Origin of the sequence: Streptomyces sp. SAI-135, assembly GCF_029893805.1 — a bacterium.
In the GTDB taxonomy this organism is placed as follows: Bacteria; Actinomycetota; Actinomycetes; order Streptomycetales; family Streptomycetaceae; genus Streptomyces.
In genome coordinates this window covers 1,017,369-1,034,215 of the sequence record NZ_JARXYP010000001.1, presented here as the reverse complement: position 1 = coordinate 1,034,215, position 16,847 = coordinate 1,017,369, and the positions used below count along the sequence as shown (strand labels likewise).

General features: G+C 65.7%; 16 protein-coding genes and 1 pseudogene. 6 read left to right on the top strand and 11 right to left on the bottom strand.

The window, feature by feature from the left end:
- Positions 1-20: 20 nt before the first annotated feature.
- The 3 genes from M2163_RS04565 to M2163_RS04555 all read right to left on the bottom strand — a co-directional run bounded on the left by M2163_RS04565 (position 21) and on the right by M2163_RS04555 (position 2,501).
- A complete protein-coding gene (locus M2163_RS04565) occupies positions 21-794 on the bottom strand; it encodes an N-acetyltransferase (RefSeq protein WP_280854370.1) in 774 nt (257 codons plus the stop codon).
- Positions 795-1,070: 276 nt separating this feature from the next.
- Positions 1,071-1,187, bottom strand: coding sequence for a WD40 repeat domain-containing protein (locus tag M2163_RS04560; RefSeq protein ID WP_280854371.1), 117 nt, complete (start codon positions 1,185-1,187; stop codon positions 1,071-1,073).
- Positions 1,188-1,946: 759 nt separating this feature from the next.
- Positions 1,947-2,501 (bottom strand): RICIN domain-containing protein, encoded by a 555-nt coding sequence (locus M2163_RS04555; protein WP_280854372.1) that lies wholly within the window; start codon positions 2,499-2,501, stop codon positions 1,947-1,949.
- Between the two features lie 749 nt (positions 2,502-3,250).
- On the opposite strand from M2163_RS04555, the gene M2163_RS04550 reads away from it, so the two are divergent.
- The gene (locus tag M2163_RS04550; protein WP_280854373.1) at positions 3,251-4,000 is read left to right on the top strand and encodes a transposase; all 750 of its coding nucleotides are present in this window, start codon (positions 3,251-3,253) and stop codon (positions 3,998-4,000) included.
- Between the two features lie 56 nt (positions 4,001-4,056).
- Here the strand turns inward: M2163_RS04550 and M2163_RS04545 are convergent, their stop codons facing one another.
- The 4 genes from M2163_RS04545 to M2163_RS04530 all read right to left on the bottom strand — a co-directional run bounded on the left by M2163_RS04545 (position 4,057) and on the right by M2163_RS04530 (position 7,353).
- Entirely contained in the window at positions 4,057-5,259 is a 1,203-nt protein-coding gene (locus M2163_RS04545) for an acyltransferase (RefSeq protein WP_280855113.1), read from the bottom strand.
- A gap of 322 nt (positions 5,260-5,581) precedes the next feature.
- Complete coding sequence (locus M2163_RS04540; RefSeq protein WP_280893116.1) at positions 5,582-6,121, bottom strand: RICIN domain-containing protein; 540 nt, start codon at positions 6,119-6,121, stop codon at positions 5,582-5,584.
- Between the two features lie 322 nt (positions 6,122-6,443).
- Positions 6,444-7,031 carry an RICIN domain-containing protein gene (locus tag M2163_RS04535; protein ID WP_280854375.1) on the bottom strand — a complete coding sequence of 196 codons (588 nt, stop codon included), beginning with the start codon at positions 7,029-7,031 and terminating at the stop codon, positions 6,444-6,446.
- Between the two features lie 145 nt (positions 7,032-7,176).
- Positions 7,177-7,353 (bottom strand): hypothetical protein, encoded by a 177-nt coding sequence (locus tag M2163_RS04530; RefSeq protein WP_280854376.1) that lies wholly within the window; start codon positions 7,351-7,353, stop codon positions 7,177-7,179.
- A 333-nt stretch (positions 7,354-7,686) separates the two neighbouring features.
- Between M2163_RS04530 and M2163_RS04525 the strand changes: the two are divergent.
- Positions 7,687-8,600 (top strand): annotated as a pseudogene (locus M2163_RS04525) (transposase family protein).
- Positions 8,601-8,842: 242 nt separating this feature from the next.
- Here the strand turns inward: M2163_RS04525 and M2163_RS04520 are convergent.
- A complete protein-coding gene (locus M2163_RS04520) occupies positions 8,843-9,313 on the bottom strand; it encodes an SMI1/KNR4 family protein (RefSeq protein WP_280854377.1) in 471 nt (156 codons plus the stop codon).
- 212 nt (positions 9,314-9,525) lie between these two features.
- Complete coding sequence (locus M2163_RS04515; protein ID WP_280854378.1) at positions 9,526-9,921, bottom strand: hypothetical protein; 396 nt, start codon at positions 9,919-9,921, stop codon at positions 9,526-9,528.
- 933 nt (positions 9,922-10,854) lie between these two features.
- Between M2163_RS04515 and M2163_RS04510 the strand changes: the two genes are divergently transcribed.
- Entirely contained in the window at positions 10,855-10,989 is a 135-nt protein-coding gene (locus tag M2163_RS04510) for a hypothetical protein (RefSeq protein WP_280854379.1), read from the top strand.
- 313 nt (positions 10,990-11,302) lie between these two features.
- Here the strand turns inward: M2163_RS04510 and M2163_RS04505 are convergent, their stop codons facing one another.
- Both M2163_RS04505 and M2163_RS04500 read right to left on the bottom strand, forming a co-directional pair.
- The gene (locus tag M2163_RS04505; protein ID WP_280854380.1) at positions 11,303-11,635 is read right to left on the bottom strand and encodes a hypothetical protein; all 333 of its coding nucleotides are present in this window, start codon (positions 11,633-11,635) and stop codon (positions 11,303-11,305) included.
- Positions 11,636-11,757: 122 nt separating this feature from the next.
- Positions 11,758-11,901, bottom strand: a complete 144-nt coding sequence (locus tag M2163_RS04500; RefSeq protein ID WP_280855114.1) for a hypothetical protein — start codon at positions 11,899-11,901, stop codon at positions 11,758-11,760.
- A 364-nt stretch (positions 11,902-12,265) separates the two neighbouring features.
- On the opposite strand from M2163_RS04500, the gene M2163_RS04495 reads away from it, so the two are divergent.
- The 3 genes from M2163_RS04495 to M2163_RS04485 all read left to right on the top strand — a co-directional run bounded on the left by M2163_RS04495 (position 12,266) and on the right by M2163_RS04485 (position 16,842).
- Positions 12,266-12,583, top strand: a complete 318-nt coding sequence (locus M2163_RS04495) for a hypothetical protein (protein ID WP_280854381.1) — start codon at positions 12,266-12,268, stop codon at positions 12,581-12,583.
- A 798-nt stretch (positions 12,584-13,381) separates the two neighbouring features.
- Positions 13,382-13,879, top strand: a complete 498-nt coding sequence (locus M2163_RS04490; RefSeq protein ID WP_280854382.1) for a GNAT family N-acetyltransferase — start codon at positions 13,382-13,384, stop codon at positions 13,877-13,879.
- A gap of 1,670 nt (positions 13,880-15,549) precedes the next feature.
- On the top strand, positions 15,550-16,842 hold the full coding sequence (locus M2163_RS04485) for a helix-turn-helix transcriptional regulator (RefSeq protein ID WP_280893115.1): 1,293 nt from the start codon (positions 15,550-15,552) through the stop codon (positions 16,840-16,842).
- The last annotated feature ends 5 nt before the right edge of the window (positions 16,843-16,847 follow it).

The following is a 16,847-nucleotide window of genomic DNA, read 5'->3' as shown; positions in this document are numbered from 1 at the left end:
CGGCCTGCCCACGGTGTTGATCAGGCCCGCTTCGGGGCGGGTGTCATGCTGTGGCGGACCCATACATTGGGCTCGACATAGACGGCATGGTCGTGCGCGGTAGAGCAGTGGACGGGGACCAGCGCGCCGGGTACCACGACGTCACCGTCGCGGTCGAAGGGGAGCCCAGTCCACTGGCGCCATTCGGCGAGAGATCCGCTGATGGTCATGGAGGCCGCGGCGACCTTTTCGATGACTGCTCCTGTCTTGATGTGCACCCGCAGCCAGGGGTCGGTGGGCAGGCCATCGTCCCGCTGTTGCCCGATGTAGTCGGTCATGGGCAGGGACGGCTGAAGGTGCTTGGCGGTAGGCCGAACCGGAGCCAGCAAGGTGCTGATCCCCTGTCGGCCCACAGCGTCCCGCAGTGCGACGAGCATGTGGTGGGATAGTCCCCGCCCGAGGTAGTCGGTGTCGATGGTGATGTCGAGGGCGCTGGCTGTCGTCGTGGGCTGGTTGCGATGGAGATCCGAGAACGCCCAGACCATCGCCCGGTCCCAGCCCTGGGCAGGGGGTTCTTCGCGGCCGGGCAAGGACGCGTTGAAGGGCGCGCTGCGTCCACGGGCGACGACACGGTCGCCGTCGGTGGCCACGACGCAGTAGTCCGGAAAGTCCTCTGCAACGCGGTTGAACAGGGCGTTGCCGACGGCGTCGTGCAGCATGAACGCGGGCCAGTTCTCCCGGATCTCATAGACGCGGTCGACCAGTTCGGGACGCTCGGCGCAGGTCGTGATGGTGAGGTCGTCGATGTCTGTCACGCAGCCGCAGCGTGCCAGAGGCGTCCCCCGGGGACCACAGCTTTTCGCCAACGAGCTGCCGCGTAACCGCGGTCAAGGCGTGGGGCCGGCACTGACACCATCGGCAAGTTGAACCAACACCGTCTTCGCCCCGCCCCTCCCATCCCGTCTGTCTCGTTGAGCGCCGTTCATGACTGTTCATGCGTGTCTACGCGTAGGGCCCACGAGTGGCCTCCCAAAACCAGGTGAATGAGACGCCGCGGCTGAGGCCGGTGGGGGTGCAGGGACACACCCGCTTTAGCGGGCGGTGATGTCCCAGAGCCGGATAGTTCCCGTCCGGGAGCCGGTGGCCAGCAGACGTACGTCACGGCTGAACGCGGCCGTGGAGACGTCCTCGGTGTCGAGGGACCACAACCACCTGGGGGGCCGTGGGCCGTGTCGCGTCCCAGAGCTCGGCCGGCAGCATCGGGCCGTCCAGATCGTGCTCGTTGTACGCCTGTGTGAGTGTCAGCAAGTGCCGGTCGGGGGTGTACGCCGCGGCCTCCCACACCGCGGGCCCCGCCGCCGTCGGAAGCCGTGGCAATCGTACGGCCGTCCGGTGCGAAGGCGACCGATGTGGCAGCGTCCCTGTGATCGGTGAAGCGGATCAGGAGACGGGGGTAGAACGGCTCGTGGACGTCCCACAGCTGGGCCGTTCCCTCGCTGCCGACCGTGGCAACCGCCGGCCGACCCGGCTGAAGACCACCCCTCGTATGGGACCGGCGTACTCGGAGTACGTGGCCACGGGCTGCTGATCCTCGGTGTCGACAAGTTGCGCAATGCTCCACAGGCCAACACCGTTGTCGCTGGTCGCGGCCGCAAGGGTGTCTCCGCCAGCGACGACCGCGTGGACAACGGCCCTTGTTCAGGTCACCGCGTCGGGCCAACTGTCGCCGGCAGGGAAGGACGGAAGTAGCCTCCACTGAGGGCGTCCCAGGTGTAGCTGCGCACGCCGTCGTTCTTGAGCTGCCCTCGGCTGCGACATGCCGGGTCCGGCGTGGAACAGGCGATGCCCCGGACCGTGAAGGGCCGAGGCATCGTCGCGCATGCATTCCTGGAGCCGCAGTGCTGATCGCGCCTGGAAGCCAAACCCGGTTGGGGCACAGGGCGTCATGGGCGACAGCCACTAAGTCTTCACGACAGAGTATTCCAGCCCTGATTGGCACTGCCGTCACAGACGAACTGGGCGGCCTGCGCGCCGTTGGCGGTGCTGGCCCCCGAAATGCCCAGGCACAGGCCGCTCTTGCGATTGACCATGGCGAAGTAGTTGCCGTCGTACACGCTGTAATCCCTCTTCCAGTCCTGGTTTGCGTCGTTGGACCCGTTTGCCGTGATGGCGGCCGCCCCGGCTAAGACGCTGCCTCCGTCGATGCCGAGGTTCAATCCTGACTTGGCGTTCTCCGAGGTGTAGTAATCGCCGTCCAGGACGGTGTACCAGCGCTGAATGAGCGCGTCGCTGGTTCCGGTGATTCTGGTCTGCTGGACGACCCTGGCGCCGTTGGCCGTACTCGCGGCCTGGAGGACCTTTCCGGACTTGAGATTGATGAGCGCAACGGCTGCTGCGGCCTCGCTGGTCGGCGTCGGATCACCGTTCTGTGCCGACTGCGCGTGAGCGATTGCCGGCCCGGCCGCTATCAGTGTTCCGGTGAGGACCGCTGCCAGCGTGATCTTGACTTGTGTCGCAGACATGACATCTCCGTCCGTGCTAGTTGATGTTGCCGCGAGTACTCAACCAAACACATGGAGCAGTTGCTAGATCGTTCGATCAGTTAGGCTGAAAGCTCTTTCTTGACGTCGGCGTTCCTTCTCGGCTGCAGGCAGATCCCATCAACCGTTACGGAGATCTCTGGCTGCGGCGGCCAGCCCTGTCGCGTGAGGACGGGCAGGGGACGGAAGCGGACGCCCTTGCGTCGGCCTGAAGATTGGCTGCGATCGCCAAATGCGTCTGTTGAGGCGGATGAGGCGAAGTCGCTGTAAGCCCAGGTCAATGGCCCACCGGCGTCGACCGGGTGACGGTATGACAAGCGGTCGAGTCCTTCCCTGTTGCGGGACATGGGCCAGCAATCAGAGGTCACTGCGGTGTTTCATGCAGCCCGTGTTCGCGGCAAGAATTACAAGCGATCTTGCGCGGCGTATGTTCCGCATGCGGTCCGCTAGCACGGCGAGGGCCAGCGTGCTGGATCAAGCCAAGATGACTGCGAGGCCAGCAGCGAAGATCGCTAGCCGATCCATGATGGCGGACGACGGCCGGGCTCATCGACTAGGCGGTTGAGGAGCGACTGAGGATGCCTGGCCCACACGACGGCCTCACGCTTTCGATCATTGAGCTTCTTCGAGTTGGCCACCGATCGGGGGATGAGCCGTGAGCGCAACGAGCGAGGCCCCTGGGCTGTTGATCGAGATGTCTGACGTCTCAATCACGCTGCTCGGGGGCCTCGTTGGTCATCCATCCTGCCGCACTCGACCTGCCGCATGCACTCGTGGAGTGGGTGGCCATGCTGATCGTCACCCGTGAGGGCGACCGGCGCTGCAAGCTCCGTCCGTCCCAGCGCGCGATGGTGGCACTGGTGTACCTGCGCGAACACACCACCCTGGCGAAGATCGCCGCCGGATTCGGGATCAGCGAGTCCACCGCCCACGCCTACACCCGCGCGGTCGTCGACCTGCTCGCGGCACGTGCACCGGGGCTGCTGAAGACGCTGCGCGAGCACGACCCCGACTTCATCCTGCTCGACGGCACCCTCGCCGAATGCGACCGGGTCGGCGACGGCCGGGCCGACTACTCCCACAAACACCGCCGCCACGGCGTGAACGTGCAGGTCGTCACCGACCCCGACGGCCGGCTGCTGTGGCTCTCACCCGCCCTGCCGGGCCGCACGCACGACCTGACCGCTGCCCGCACCCACCGGATCATCAGAATCTGCGAGCGCCAGGGCGTTCCCATCCTGGCTGATCTCGCCTATCAGGGCGCCGGCCTGTGGCTGACCACCGGCATCAAACGCAGGCCCCTACAGGAGCTCACCTCCACCGACAAGACCCGCAATCGGGCACTGGCCGCAGCACGGGCACCCGTCGAACGCGGCGTCGCCAGGCTGAAGTCCTGGCGCATCTTCCACAGATCCCGATGCAGCCCCAACCGCATGACGTCAATCGCCAAGGCCATCCTCACCCTGGAGCAGCAACGCTGAAGAGGCTCATTGTGAGCTGGCCGCCATCAGACGTCACCGTGCCCAGGGCCCGACCTTCATCGTCGGGGGGCCTGGAGACGGCGTGCCAGTCTCCGGCCCCACGCCTGGCCTGGGGCTTCGATGCACCGGTAGGTCAACACGCTCACGGGAAGCAGGACGGCATAGAACGCGATTTCCAACATGAGGTTGTCCCGATCCCAGCGGCCGATCGTGCCATCGGAAATCGCCAGCAGTACAGGGTGCACCAAGTAGACGGAGTAGCTGATCGTTCCCAACCCGATCAGCCACCGCGGAATCCGCCTGCGGCGGAACGCGAGGCCGGCGCCGAACGTGGCCAGAGCCATCAAAAATGCCACGATCCAGCCGCGCCGGGTGAAGTTGGATCCTCCCCCGTAGTGATATGCGCTCCCCACAGCGCAGGCCATCACCACAGCCGCGGCGGCGGCCGCATACCGCCAACTGCTCTGACCGCTCTCGGCCCGGTAGACAGCCGTGCCGAGGAACATCACGGCAAGGATCACCAGCCCCTCCCACGTGGGGATCGTGCCGTTGCATGTGACCAGTACAAGCGCCAGGACGCCTCCCAGCACGGCCCCGAACACTCGGAGGACGGGAGAACGAGTGCTCGCGCAGCAGATGGCGACCGCCATGGCGGTCGCAGCAACGCCTACCAGCGGGCCGACACCTACCGCTCCGGACAGAGCCGAGACGGGTAGCGCAGCACCTGCCGCCACGCTGATGGCGGCCAGTGCCGCCAAGGTGACAGCGTAGGTGGCTGACCGCTGGTGAAGCCGGACCGAGAAAAGAGCGACGACCAGCAGGTAGAAGGCCATCTCATACGAGAGCGTCCACAGGACAAGGACAAGGTTGGGAGTGCCCAGCAGCTCCTGGAACAACGTGACGTGGGCGATGACGGCCGCAGCGGTGCTCTCCCCACTGAAGTCACGGATTTCGGCGATACCGAACAGATGGGCCGCAAGGACGGCCACCGCGACGGCTGCCCACAGCGGGTAGATGCGGAAGCTACGCCCGATCCAGAAGGCCCGGATGCTGCCTCGCCGTTCAAGGGAGGCGGGGATGATGTAGCCGCTCACAAGGAAGAACACCATGATGCCGTACCGGCTGGTGTTGAACTCCGGCATGAGCTCCTGCCGGAATTCGGCCATGAAGGAGTACGAGGAGTGGTCGAAGACCACGACGAGTGCCGCGATGCCGCGCAGGGCGTCCAGCCAACCCAGGCGTGATGTACGAACTGGCATTGCAGCCAGGGGTAACTGCGAAGGCACGGAGGGTGATCGCATCTCTGCCGGAGAAGTTGGGGTGGGAGGCTCCATACCCATGTTCACGTCCGGCACCTCTCGAGTGTTCACCTGAGCGCCTTAGGAATGATCATGCATACGCTGCCGGGAGGAGCGTCCGTGTCATTTGTGCGCGAACTTTTTCAGTGTGAGAGGCGAAGCCCCTGGAGCGGCAAGCTCCAGGGGCTTCGCAACAGCAAGCACCGTCAGGTGGGTTGATCAGCCGAACGGCTCGAACCCATGACGGCCAGGAACACGCGCTGGGTTGGTGATCACCACTTGGTCACACCGCAACCTGTCCCCATCCTTGATTTTGCGAACCATCGCAGGGGAACTGGGCCGCCTGACCGCCATTAGCCGTGCTGGCGCCCGAGATGCCCAGACACAGGCCGCTCTTTTTGTTCTTCAGTGCGAAGATGTTCGTGGGGTAGCCGTCGTAGACGAGCAGCCAGTCCTGATTGGCGTCGCCGGACCCGTTGGCCTGGATGGCCGTTGCGCCGGCTGACGTGCTGGCGCCGTCGATGCCCAGGTTTTTGCCCGAGCCAGCGTTCTCCCAGCTGAGGTAGTTGCCGTCCACGACTGTGGTCCAGAGCTGGATGCTGCTCCTGTTGAGGGGCTGCTGGACGATCCTGGCCCCGTTGGCAGTGCTACCCCCGGAGGGCTGCAGGACCAGCCTGGAGTTGTAGTTCACAAGTGCTCCGGTAGTAGGGGCCCGCAGGCTCGAGACCGGTAAGGACGCCAGGTCGTCGGTCTGTGACAACTGCGGGTGTGCGAAGGCAGGGCTGGCCGACGCCAGCAGTGCTCCGGCCAGAATCCCGGTCATGACAGTCCTGTCTCGTGCTCATATTCCGCTCTCTTGATGTTCGTGTGATTGGTTGAAGTTGTAGATCGCGGTGCTGGATCACCGGCGCCGGTCATCTGGCCAGCGATTGGCCAGCGGCCCATCAGAATGCTCTTGACCAGTCCTTAAAGGTGCTGTCATGGCTAGATGAGCAGGGTAGGAACTGGCAGGTGAGGGCGCGTGATCAGGGGCACTCGCCGTTGGCTGGCCAGTCACAGCAAAACTGCCATGCTGTGAAGGCAGGGACGGCTTGCCCTTCTGTCAGGAAGCTCTGATGGACGGAGCCGGCTCCCCTCGAACCCCGTCAGTGGTTGAAGAGTGCCCAGCCCTGGTTGGCCGAGCCGTCGCACGTGAACTGGGCGGCCTGCGCGCCGTTGGCCGTGCTGGCGCCCGAGATGCCGAGACACAGTCCGCTCTTCATGTTCCTCATGCGGAAGTAATTGGTGGGGTAACCCGAGACCGGTTCGAGGCGCCAGTCCTGGTTGGCATCGCCGGCCCCGTTCGCGATGATGGCCGCGGCGCCAGCGCTTGAGCTGGCGCCATCGATACCGAGGTTTCTGCCCGCGGCCGCGTTCTCGAAGCTGGTGTTCGGACTGTCGTTGATGGGCGTCCAGTTCTGCAGTTCGTTGAGCTGGTTTCCCGGCTGCTGAACGACCTTGGCACCGTTGGCCGTGCTTAAGGCTTGCAGGAACTTCCCGGACTTCAAGTTCCCGATCCCGACGGTGGCGGCCTGAATCTGACGGTGGCCGTCCAGGACCTTCGACAACGGCACCGGCTGCCCCCAACCGTCGCTCTGGGGCGACTGCGTGTCAGCGACGGCAGGTCCGGCCACCGCCATCAGTGCGCCGATCAGACCGACTGCCAGTGCCCTCATGGTGCGTGAGGTGCGCATGGAATGTCCCCTTACGTTGGGTACGGTTGATGTTGCTGTGAGTACTCAACCAGCAGAGGATGATGCTTCGCTAGATCGTTCGGATCTTTGACTGAAAGCGTTTACTTGACGAGATCCTTAGAAGTCTGCTTGCCGCACCTCGGCGTTAAGCGATCTTCGCGGACGCCATCAACACGATCGGCTCCGCCAGACAGGCGCCGCCGATGAACTCCGCCCGACTGAAGGTGACGCTGGCGCTGGTGAAGCCGACCCAGCCGGTAGCGAACTCCGCACGGGTGAAGCGGACCCAGCCGCCGGAGAACACTGCCCCGATGAAGGACACGGTGGCACCCGAGAACACGGCACCGGAGAACTCGACCTTGCGCCGCTGAACTCAGCCTCGCTGAAGGAGACCGTGCCACCGGAGAACAGAGCGCAGGAGAAATCTCCGCCATCGAGGACAACGGAGGTGAAGTCGAAGTTGTGACCCTGCCAGGAGCGCCGGATCGCAGTCCGGCCAAAGGTGTTCGGCAGCCACTGCTCGTTGCTCGTGGCGCAGCGCGGCACCATCCCTTCCACCGAGCTGTGCCGCTGGCCGCGACCTGCTAACGAGTTGGTGCGTGATAGCGGGTGAGGCGTCGCGCCTGGCGGGTGGCATGATCCGACTGTGGCGATCATGGTCGATCGGGCGGTGCTGGCGCATCGGCTGTTCACGGGAGTCTCTCGGCGTCATATAGCCCGCCTGGTTGAGGAGTTGGCGACTCCGTGGCAGGCCGGCCTCGAGGGCCGCCGTCATGCTGCACGCGGTGGAGTCCGGAAGCGGGCCGCGGGTGCCGGCGCCCGCCATCAGCTGGTGTTCGCCGACCGGTTGGTGGCCACACTGATCCATCTGCGGCACGACCTGCCGCACTCGGTGCTGGGCCTGCTGTTCGGCGTCGACCGCTCCACCATCACCAGCGCGATCGGAGAGATACGTCGACTCCTGGCTGAGCGGGGATGCGCGGTCCCCGACCGCCCTGGCCTGCGTCTGCGGACGCTGCCGGATGTGTTCGCCTACGCTCAGGCCGAGGGCATCGAGTTGCGCCTGGACGCCACCGAGATCCAGGTCCGCCGGCCGCTGGCCGGACGTGGTGGCCGGCGCGCGTTCGTCTCCGGCAAGAAGAAGCAGAACACGATGAAGGCCACCGTGATCGCGGACTGGTGTGGCCGCACGTTATGGACCGATGCCCTGCGGCCTGGACGTATGCACGACGCCACGGCCGCCCGCAACGAGGGCATCGCCGTCTGCTTCCAGCACTTCGCCGACGTCGAGGTCCTCCTGGACGACGGTTGCCTCGGCCTGAGCCGCGACCACCGCGGGCAGGCCATCACACCACCCAGAAAACCCCGGCCCGGAGCACTGCCCAGCAGGGTCGAACAGTGGGAACGCGACCGGCCGGGCACTCCTCCGACCGCATCACCGTCGAACACGCCCTCGCCGACCACAAACGCTGGAAACAACTGACGCGCTGGACCCACCGCCGCGACCGTCTGCCCGACACCTACCGCGCCATCGCCGGCCTCGTCTCCGACCGCACCAGCATGACCTGAACACAGTCCACGACCAGGCCAAACACGCCTCACCCGCTATCACGCACCAACTCGTAACTGCGTGACAACGCCGACGGCCACCAGCGGACAACCGCGAACGTGCACGAACGATCAGCGCAGGTGGCGGACACCCCTGCCGAAGAGGGTGCCTCACCCAAGTTGCTTCGGGACGATGAGGTCGTGGGTTCAAGCCCCGCAATCCCGAGAGAGAAGTACCGGCTCAGGGCAGTGGGGCAGCTGGTCTACGAAGTGGGCTGGCTCTCCAGCAGTTTTTCCACCGTCAGGGTTCCTACCTGCGTGCCCGTCAGCCATTCCGCGAGGTTCACGCCCTGGGGCCAGTACTCGCCTTCATGGTTGCACCACATGGCGCCCGCAGGATCGCGGAAGTCGACCAGCGACCAGATGGAGCAGCCCCAGTCGTAGATCAGCACCAAGCCGGCCGGGATGCGGCCGGACGGATCCGGCCCGTCCCGGTACAACTCGGCGATGTCTGCAAAGTCGCCCTGCGCGGCCGCACCGCTCACCCCAAGGATTCCTTCGTTCGGGCCGAATCCCCCGTTGGCGACCTCGACATACAAGCGCCGCAGGAGAGGAGGCAGCGGGAACCCGATGACCTGCTCCGCCGCGGCGACAGCCTCCGGTGTTGCAGGCGGTGGCAACACCTCCGCCCGCGCTACAGTCCGCAACGCCTCGACAACCTCGTCATCAGTCACGGGTTCAGACTCTCAGCCCGAAGTGGTCAGGCGTGTCGAATGTGTACCAGATCCTGCGGAAAGCCACGGGGAACAGCGGGGAAAAAGTCGGCGGCGGCCTGCGCACCGTTCAAGGTCGGCCGCAAGCCAGCGGAGCAGCCGCCGCCAAAGGGCTCAAACTTCCCAAGCTCAGGGGCAGCTTTGCGGCGATGCCACTCCCCGCAGCGAAACTCTCATAACTCGGTTACTACATCGCGCATGCTGCGAGGAAGCCCCTGCCAGTCCTCCATCGCACCCTGTATCAGACGCCGTAGGCGTTCCTTTCCTTCAACTTTGAGTACGTCTCGCAGGCAGGCGCAGTCGGCTAGGTCCCTGGTGCCGACGATACAGATGTAGATACCGGCGATCTGCAAGCCCCGCGCAGCTGCGGAAAGCTTCGCATCAACCGGCAACGGGATCCTCCGGGCCAACTCTTGCGCAAAGACGCGCTCGATCCTGGGTCGCCCCAACAAGCCGAAGAGGCCCCCTGCCGCGCGGCCCACGACCTCATGCAACTGCTCCTTGCCTTTGAGGATGCTGCGAGCCAACTGGGCGAGGTCATCGCAGCCTCTTCGGCGATGGTGCTTCACGAGCGCTTTCCACGTCTCGTCCGAGACGTAGGCCGACGCACGCTCAGCGATGACCGCAGTGCCACCATGTTCAATGACGTCCAGGCATAACCGTGCGGCCTCCTCCGCCCTCTGACGCTCCCGAGTGGCTTGCGTCGGAGGCTGTGGGCGTCGTTGGGACCGTGTGGTGGCCCTGGGCGTCGCCGAACGCCGCGATGCTCGACCCCGGGGTTGGGCCCGTTTCGCAGGTCGTTTACGGGGCGTGGGCACGCGGCCGGCCGGCCGACCGCGATGGTGGTGACATCGCATGTCTGGACCCGTCACTCGGTTCTTGCACAACGTCCCGTCGTCGGTCTGCGCACGGCACCGATACACCATGCCGAAAGTGTCGGTACCCGCCAAGAAGACGGACAAGTATGCCTATTTGGCCAGCCAGGCCTCCCCCGCCCTTCTTACATCCCACCACGCAAGCGAGAAGGGTTGGAATGGCATACGGCCGTCCTACTCGGGTCGTCACGGACGTTCAGGAGACACCTGAAGCTGCCTCCGCAATGGCGGCCGGCCACGCGTGCACCAAGGTGAACGCGACTGCATGCATGCCCTCTCCCCACCACCACAGTTGGAAAGCATGCGCCGTGCTTGAGAGCACAGACTGGCCGCCCCTTCTAGGCCGTGTCTGCCCAGTGACTTCAAGATCTTCCTGAACTCCTTCGGCCCCTGAGTCATCGCCGACGAACTCGTCGTCTTCCACCCACAAGGGCGCACTCCGCTCCTGGATCGCATGCACAAGATCCACGCCACCTGAGCCAAGGCACGGTCTCAACATCCCACCGGCTTCCCATACCCGTCCACACACAGCCCGGCGGTCTCATCTCGTGGGGCTATGACTACGGCGGTGACGAGCACTTCTTCCTCCCGTGCGGCCACCACGCCGACAGCTGAAAGATCGTGACCATGGCCCATGAGGAAGGCTGCGAAGTCTTCGATGGATCGTTCTCCGACTTCGTCATCGCGTTCATGAACCGGTTGCAGGTCATGGACGAAGCCGACGACATCAGTCCCCCGGTCCCAAGCTTCGAGCCGTACTGACTGGGATGATCGTTCGCGTCGTCGCTCCGGCTGCCACCGAGCCCCCAGGCGCGCACCACAGTCCCACGAGACCACCTCACACTTATCCGTCGCGATCGCTGAGCATCGCAAGACTCTGCACCACAACCGCACCAGCTCGAGCGGGGAACAGCGGGGAACCACGGTAAGAGCAGGCGCCCCCGACGAAGCCGTATGTAAGCCGTTCGCCCAGGTCGGCACCCAAACGGCCCCAAATAACCGCAGATTCCCAAGCTGAAAGCGCAGGTTCGGTTGGTTTCTCCAGCGCCTCACCCAAGGTGGTCTCCACGCTCCATCAAGGGATCGCTATCCAGGTGTAGACGGCGCCGCCGAGGCAAACGAGCACACCCAGGCACACCAGCACCCTGGAAACCGGATACATCCAACGGAGTCTCGGCGGCTCGTGGAGAGCTTGTTCGCGTTCGATCAGGCGCAGCGCCTCGATGTCGAGTGTCATGGCCAAGTGGTTTTGAATCCTCTTGATCGCTTCTTCAGCCAAGAGCGCCGAGCCCCGAAGCCGCATGCTCTCTGAATACGCTGCGACGAGGATGACGCCGGCCAGCAAGCTGATCACTCCCGCTGCGCCAGGCATTTCGGCGTTCAAAGCTGCCGCGTAGGCGGTAGCCATGACTGCAAGGCAGACCAGCAGCGCGTTGAGTACCTGGTAAGCCCGGCCTCTGCGGTTCTCAGACCAGCGCCAGGCGTGGTCAAGAGCTAGGGCCAAGGTCTCGTGATCAGTTCCCCGCGGCATCATGAGGGCAAGATGGCAGGCGCCGCCAACGTCGTCCAGAAGACCCCAGGTTCGATGGTCGAGTCGGTGAGCGCCACGCGGGCGTCGTGCTCGGCGATCGGGTGAAAAGTCCCCTCGATCATCAAGCAGTCGCCAAGGTGGATGATCGACGACTCAGGCCCGTTCGGGGTGCGCTTCTGCTGGACGACGAACCGCGGCCGGGACGGTGCGTGCGCGATGCCTATGAAACGCAGGGGCGCGGCACCCCTCGGCAGGTGGCCGCCGCGGCGACGAGCCGGGGCCTGCCCCTCAGCTTGGGCGAGCGCTTCGCGACTGCGTCGCGCTAGGGCCGGAGATAGATCCCGACAACCTCGTGGTCGGTGACCTGCTTGTCGAGGTGCGCCAGGATCGCGCGGAGGCGCGGGGGACCCGAGGGAAAACCACGTTCGATATTAGTGGCGGTCTTTACCGCCTCCACCCTCCACCGAGACCCTTGTTTCCCCTGCCGCGCCGAACCTGGAGCTGTCGATGGCCGACGACCCCCCGCCCGACCCGTCCACCCCGCCTCCCGGGAACCCGCTCGCCGACGGCCTTCACCTGACGTACACCACACGCAGGCTCGGCGAAACCGTAGCGTTACCGTCCGCCATGCTGCTCGGGTGCGGCGTGCTCGTCGTAGCCTTCGCCCTTATCGTTCTCGGAATCGTCTTCCTGGTCACCGGCCTCGGAGGAGCCGACGGCGATCGCATCGGCCTGATCTTGGCCGCAATCGGCACTCTGAGCGGTCTCGCGCAAGTAGTCCTCGCCGCACTGCCCCTCCGTCGACCCTCACGCGACAACTCCTGACGGCGTCGCTGCCCCACCCCGGGGCGGCGCGACATTCATCGCCTACTCCACATCCGGCTTCTTCGGCCGCACAGTCCCAGACCCCCTGTAGCCACGGAAGACGTCCTGGACCGTGGACGGCTTGAACCCCAGAGCTTCCGTATCTGCCGATACGACATGCCCTGGCCGTCGGCCCACAGCTCACGAATCAGCTCGGTGCGCTCGGCCGACCACGTCCGATTCCGGACAACCTGATCAGCCATGATCCGGCTCTACGCTCGCACCCGTCCACGCGATTGGCGGTCTGAGCGACCACAGAACGACGTCTGAGGCTTCAGCAAAGCCGATCCTGGATGGCTGATCCCGCAGCGGCGCAGTGTCTAGGGCGGCTGCGCGTACAGCTCTCGCACGCGAGCAGAGAGACGCTCGTACATCTCGTCAATTGCGTTATCTGCTCTGCTCGTGTCGAGTTGTCCCCCCACGAGGTCAGCGTGCCAGACGAGCACATGCAGTCTTCGCCTTGTACGCCGCGGCTTCAATCAGACCGAGCTCGCAGGCGAGCGTTAGAACGAAGGCGTCGACCGCTTTGAGACCATCCACGCGCAAGCATCGTGCTCCGGCAGCCGTAGCTCGGACTTTCCGGACCCCAGCCGCTGACGATCGCCAATCACACCTGCAGGACTGCTGTCTGCGCATCCAGGTCAGGCAGCGCGCGGTGCGCAGCTCCTTGCGCTGCGCCAGCGGCGGGTACCGTGACCGGAGCGCGTCCCAGCGCATCGGTCTCGCCCAGGGAAACTTGCGATAGTTACGCTGCCTGGCATGCATCCCGTAATCGATGTTCTGGCGTCCTCGGACGTCGACCGCTTGGAACGCCTCTGGAAGCAGTTGCTGGTCCATCACGACCGGGCAGCGGGACACCTGACGAGTCTGGGCGCGGTTCGCCCGCCCGAGGAGTCATGGCGGCTGCGTCGTGGGCAATATCTCGAATGGCTGCGAGAACCGCTCACATCGGTGCTGGTCGCCCACGACGGGGATTTCATAGCTGGCTATGCGGTCGTGCGCGTCGTCCACGCCCCCGGATCGTGGGAGTGGGGAGACCAGGTCGGGGTGTTGGAAACCCTCGTGGTCGATGATGAGGCTCGCGGCACCGGGGTTGGGCAGGCTCTCCTCGGCACCGCGCGCGAGCGTCTCGCGGCGTTGGGCATCCAGATCATGAAAATCTCCGTCATCGCGGGCAACGAGGGCGCCGTTCGCTTCTACCGGCGCGAAGGCGCCGTCGACTTTGTGAGGACGCTAGTCATGCCCGTCTCGGACTGACGACGGACGTTGGCGGCGCCGCGACGACCAAGCAGAAGTCGTCGACAAGGCCTGCTTACGCGGGAACTGATACCTGGTACCCCAACATCCTCCTGGATGCGGATCGACGTCGTCGCCCCTGCGGTATCTTGCGATCAGGCCACCCCCACCAACGACGCAGCCCTACGCGAGGCCCACAGCTCGCGCCCCTCGTCCACACAGTCGAGGACACAGGGAGTGTCAAGGGTGATCCGCATCCCGAAGCAGAGTGCGTCCCACCCCTGATCCTGATGACACCAGCCCCCGCAGGATCAGTTGGCCAACTCGCCCCTGGGTTCGATGATCTCCAGGTTGGTGCCGTCGGGCTCGTGGAAAATACGCGACCCTCGTGCCGAGTGCCGCCTCCGGAGTGACTTCGCCCGCGATGAGCAGGTAGTTGTCGCCCAGGAAGCCATAGCCGGCGTCCTTGGCGAGGGCGCCAACGGCAAGGCGAACCGGCTCTGGTTCATGCATCTGTGCTTCAAAGGTCGGCGACTTCGACGCGGTGTACCAGTGGATGACCCATGTTGATCTTCGCGTACCGAAGCTTCGCGTAGGGCAGCCTCTGCGACCAGGGCCCTCCATTGCGCCGGCAGCCCCGGTGCAGAACCACTTGACGTCCAGCTGAAAGGCGAGCGCCCACCGCCTGGGCGGCTCCCGCCGGACGCGTCCGCACCTCGTGCCCGACGCCACACCAGAGGCGCTCCAGCGGCCGGCCGAGCCGGTCGTAGGAACCGGCCGCGAACAGTGCGCGGGCCGAGGTGAGAGCAGGGTTCGCCACCACCGCCGCTCGGCGGCCCACGCCGTCGTCGGCCGCACCGTCAGCGCAGCACCCAGCACACTGCGCCGCTCTCTCCAAGACCCGCCCTTCATCTCGTGCCCGAGGCTGAACGCCGAGGCGCCGACAGGGCGCACACCGCCCTTCGGTTACACGCCCCCGGCACACTGCACTGCTGCCGATGCCCAGCCGGGCGTTGCCCTCTTCGGAGTGCCGCGCGAGGTACCGGCGTCGGGTGCAGTACGGTCCCTTTTGCCCGGCTCGACAGGACGGCCGCGGCCTGCGGTCCCGCGCTCATTTCGCACGTTGCGCGGGACCGCACTTCTCATTCGCTGTTCTGCCCCCAGCCCCGCCGCCGCTGCGGGGTGCAGCGCAGTACTGGCATCCCCGACGCCCGTTCCACCGACCGACGGCGTGTGAACTCCGGCGGATGAGCACGGTGTACGCCTTGAGGACGGGGACAGCGGGCAATACGCGCGCCGCCACCGTGCGCGGTACCAGTTGGGCGAGTCGGCGGGCGTGGGCCAACGCGCCCGCCGAGCTGATCTGCGGCCAGGGCCGCCAGGAGCACACCGGCGGCTTGCAGTCCGGGTTGTGCTGGACCACCGTCCTTCTGCGAGGGCCGGGCCATAAATCGGCTGGAACGAGGAAGGCAACCTCGGGCTCACATGCGGGACAGCGTCCAGCAACTGCGCACGCTCACCCGTCGTGGGGTGCTTGGTCTGGCGGGGCGCTCTGGTCGCGAGTAGTGCCTCCCGTCTGCGGAGAGGAAACGGGAAACAGTGCCATTTGCCTTGTCCGTCCAGTCACGGATGCCGCACTCTTTCGTGCAGCACCCCTCTTGCACCTGGATGGACGGTCCTGGAGGTCTTCCGTGCTGCAGCCGTCCAGCGAGTTCGGCGAAGAACTGAGGAGGCGGCGCTTGGGCGCCGGGGTGAGTCTCACAGCGCTATCCACCGTCGTGCACTACAGCAAGGCGCAGTTGAGCAAGGTCGAACGAGGCATTAAAGCGCCCAGCCGCGATCTGGCTCGGTTGTGCGACGCCGCCCTCCACGCCAGCGGAGCGCTGATCGCTTTGGTCGCCCCGCCCGTTACCGACGTGCCGAAAGAACCGGCTCCATGTGAAGTCGACGAGGAGGAGTGGGTGATGCGGCTGTCACCAGATGGCTTGGGCCGATTTACGCCCGTGGGCCGGCGACAGGTCGTCAGCGCCGGGGCAGCCTCGTTGATGAGCTGGCGCACGGGCGGCCAGGGCCGTGTATCGCCGAGTGGGGGCGCGGGCATGCTGGATGCATCCCGGTCGCTGTTCACGCACTACCGTCGGCTCGGCCAGAGCGTTGAGCCCGGCTTCCTGCTGCCCGGACTGATAGCGCAGACCCACACTTTGCGGGAGTTGTCCGCGCACGTGGATTCCCGCACCGGCCAGGAGTTGCTGGCGCTGGGCTCCCGGTACGCCGAGTATGTCGGCTGGCTGGTGCAGGAGACGGGTGATGAGCAGGCGGCGCTGTGGTGGACGCAGCGTGCAGTGGATCTTGCCGCAGCCGGTGGCGACCGGGCACTGGCCGGGTATGCGCTGGTCCGGCGGGCCCTGGTCACGCTGTATCAGGACGATGCCGAGCAGACCGTTGCTCTGGCACGTCGGGCGCAGAGTGGGACGCTCCCGCCGCGGATTCGGGGGCTTGCCGCGCAGCGTGAGGCGCAGGGGCACGCTCTCGCCGGCGATGGTGATGCGTGCATGCGTGCTCTGGACCGTGCCCGGACCCTGCTGGCCCGCCAGGAAAGCGAGGGTGACGCTCCGGTGATCGGCAGCATGCATCTGCCTGACTCGGTCGGCATGATCACCGGGTGGTGTCTGTTCGATCTCGGCCAGATGCGGAAGGCAGCCGAGGAATTGGACCGTCAACTCGCGCTGGTATCGCCTGATGCGGTGCGCACGCAGGTGCGCTACGGCATTCGCCGGGCGCTGGCGTATGCGTCGCACGGCGAGATCGACCACGCCTGCGCACTGGCGGCGCAGCTTCTCGATGGGGTGGTGGCCGTGCGGTCCGCGACCGTGACGATCGACCTCCGTCGCCTCTCCCGGGTCCTGGCCCGCCATCGCGGCCACGCCGCGGTGCGCCGACTGGGGCCTCGCTTGGCAGTGCTGTCCCGACTCCCGGTCTCCTGAGAGGA

Excerpts from the sequence above, each read along its gene's own strand:
- M2163_RS04555 (WP_280854372.1), bottom strand. The coding sequence starts at position 2,501 with ATGTCTGCGACACAAGTCAAGATCACGCTGGCAGCGGTCCTCACCGGA.
- M2163_RS04545 (WP_280855113.1), bottom strand. The coding sequence starts at position 5,259 with ATGCCAGTTCGTACATCACGCCTGGGTTGGCTGGACGCCCTGCGCGGC.
- M2163_RS04540 (WP_280893116.1), bottom strand. The coding sequence starts at position 6,121 with ATGACCGGGATTCTGGCCGGAGCACTGCTGGCGTCGGCCAGCCCTGCC.
- M2163_RS04535 (WP_280854375.1), bottom strand. The coding sequence starts at position 7,031 with ATGCGCACCTCACGCACCATGAGGGCACTGGCAGTCGGTCTGATCGGC.
- M2163_RS04510 (WP_280854379.1), top strand. The coding sequence starts at position 10,855 with ATGGCCCATGAGGAAGGCTGCGAAGTCTTCGATGGATCGTTCTCCGAC.
- M2163_RS04505 (WP_280854380.1), bottom strand. The coding sequence starts at position 11,635 with ATGGCTACCGCCTACGCGGCAGCTTTGAACGCCGAAATGCCTGGCGCA.
- M2163_RS04495 (WP_280854381.1), top strand. The coding sequence starts at position 12,266 with ATGGCCGACGACCCCCCGCCCGACCCGTCCACCCCGCCTCCCGGGAAC.
- M2163_RS04490 (WP_280854382.1), top strand. The coding sequence starts at position 13,382 with ATGCATCCCGTAATCGATGTTCTGGCGTCCTCGGACGTCGACCGCTTG.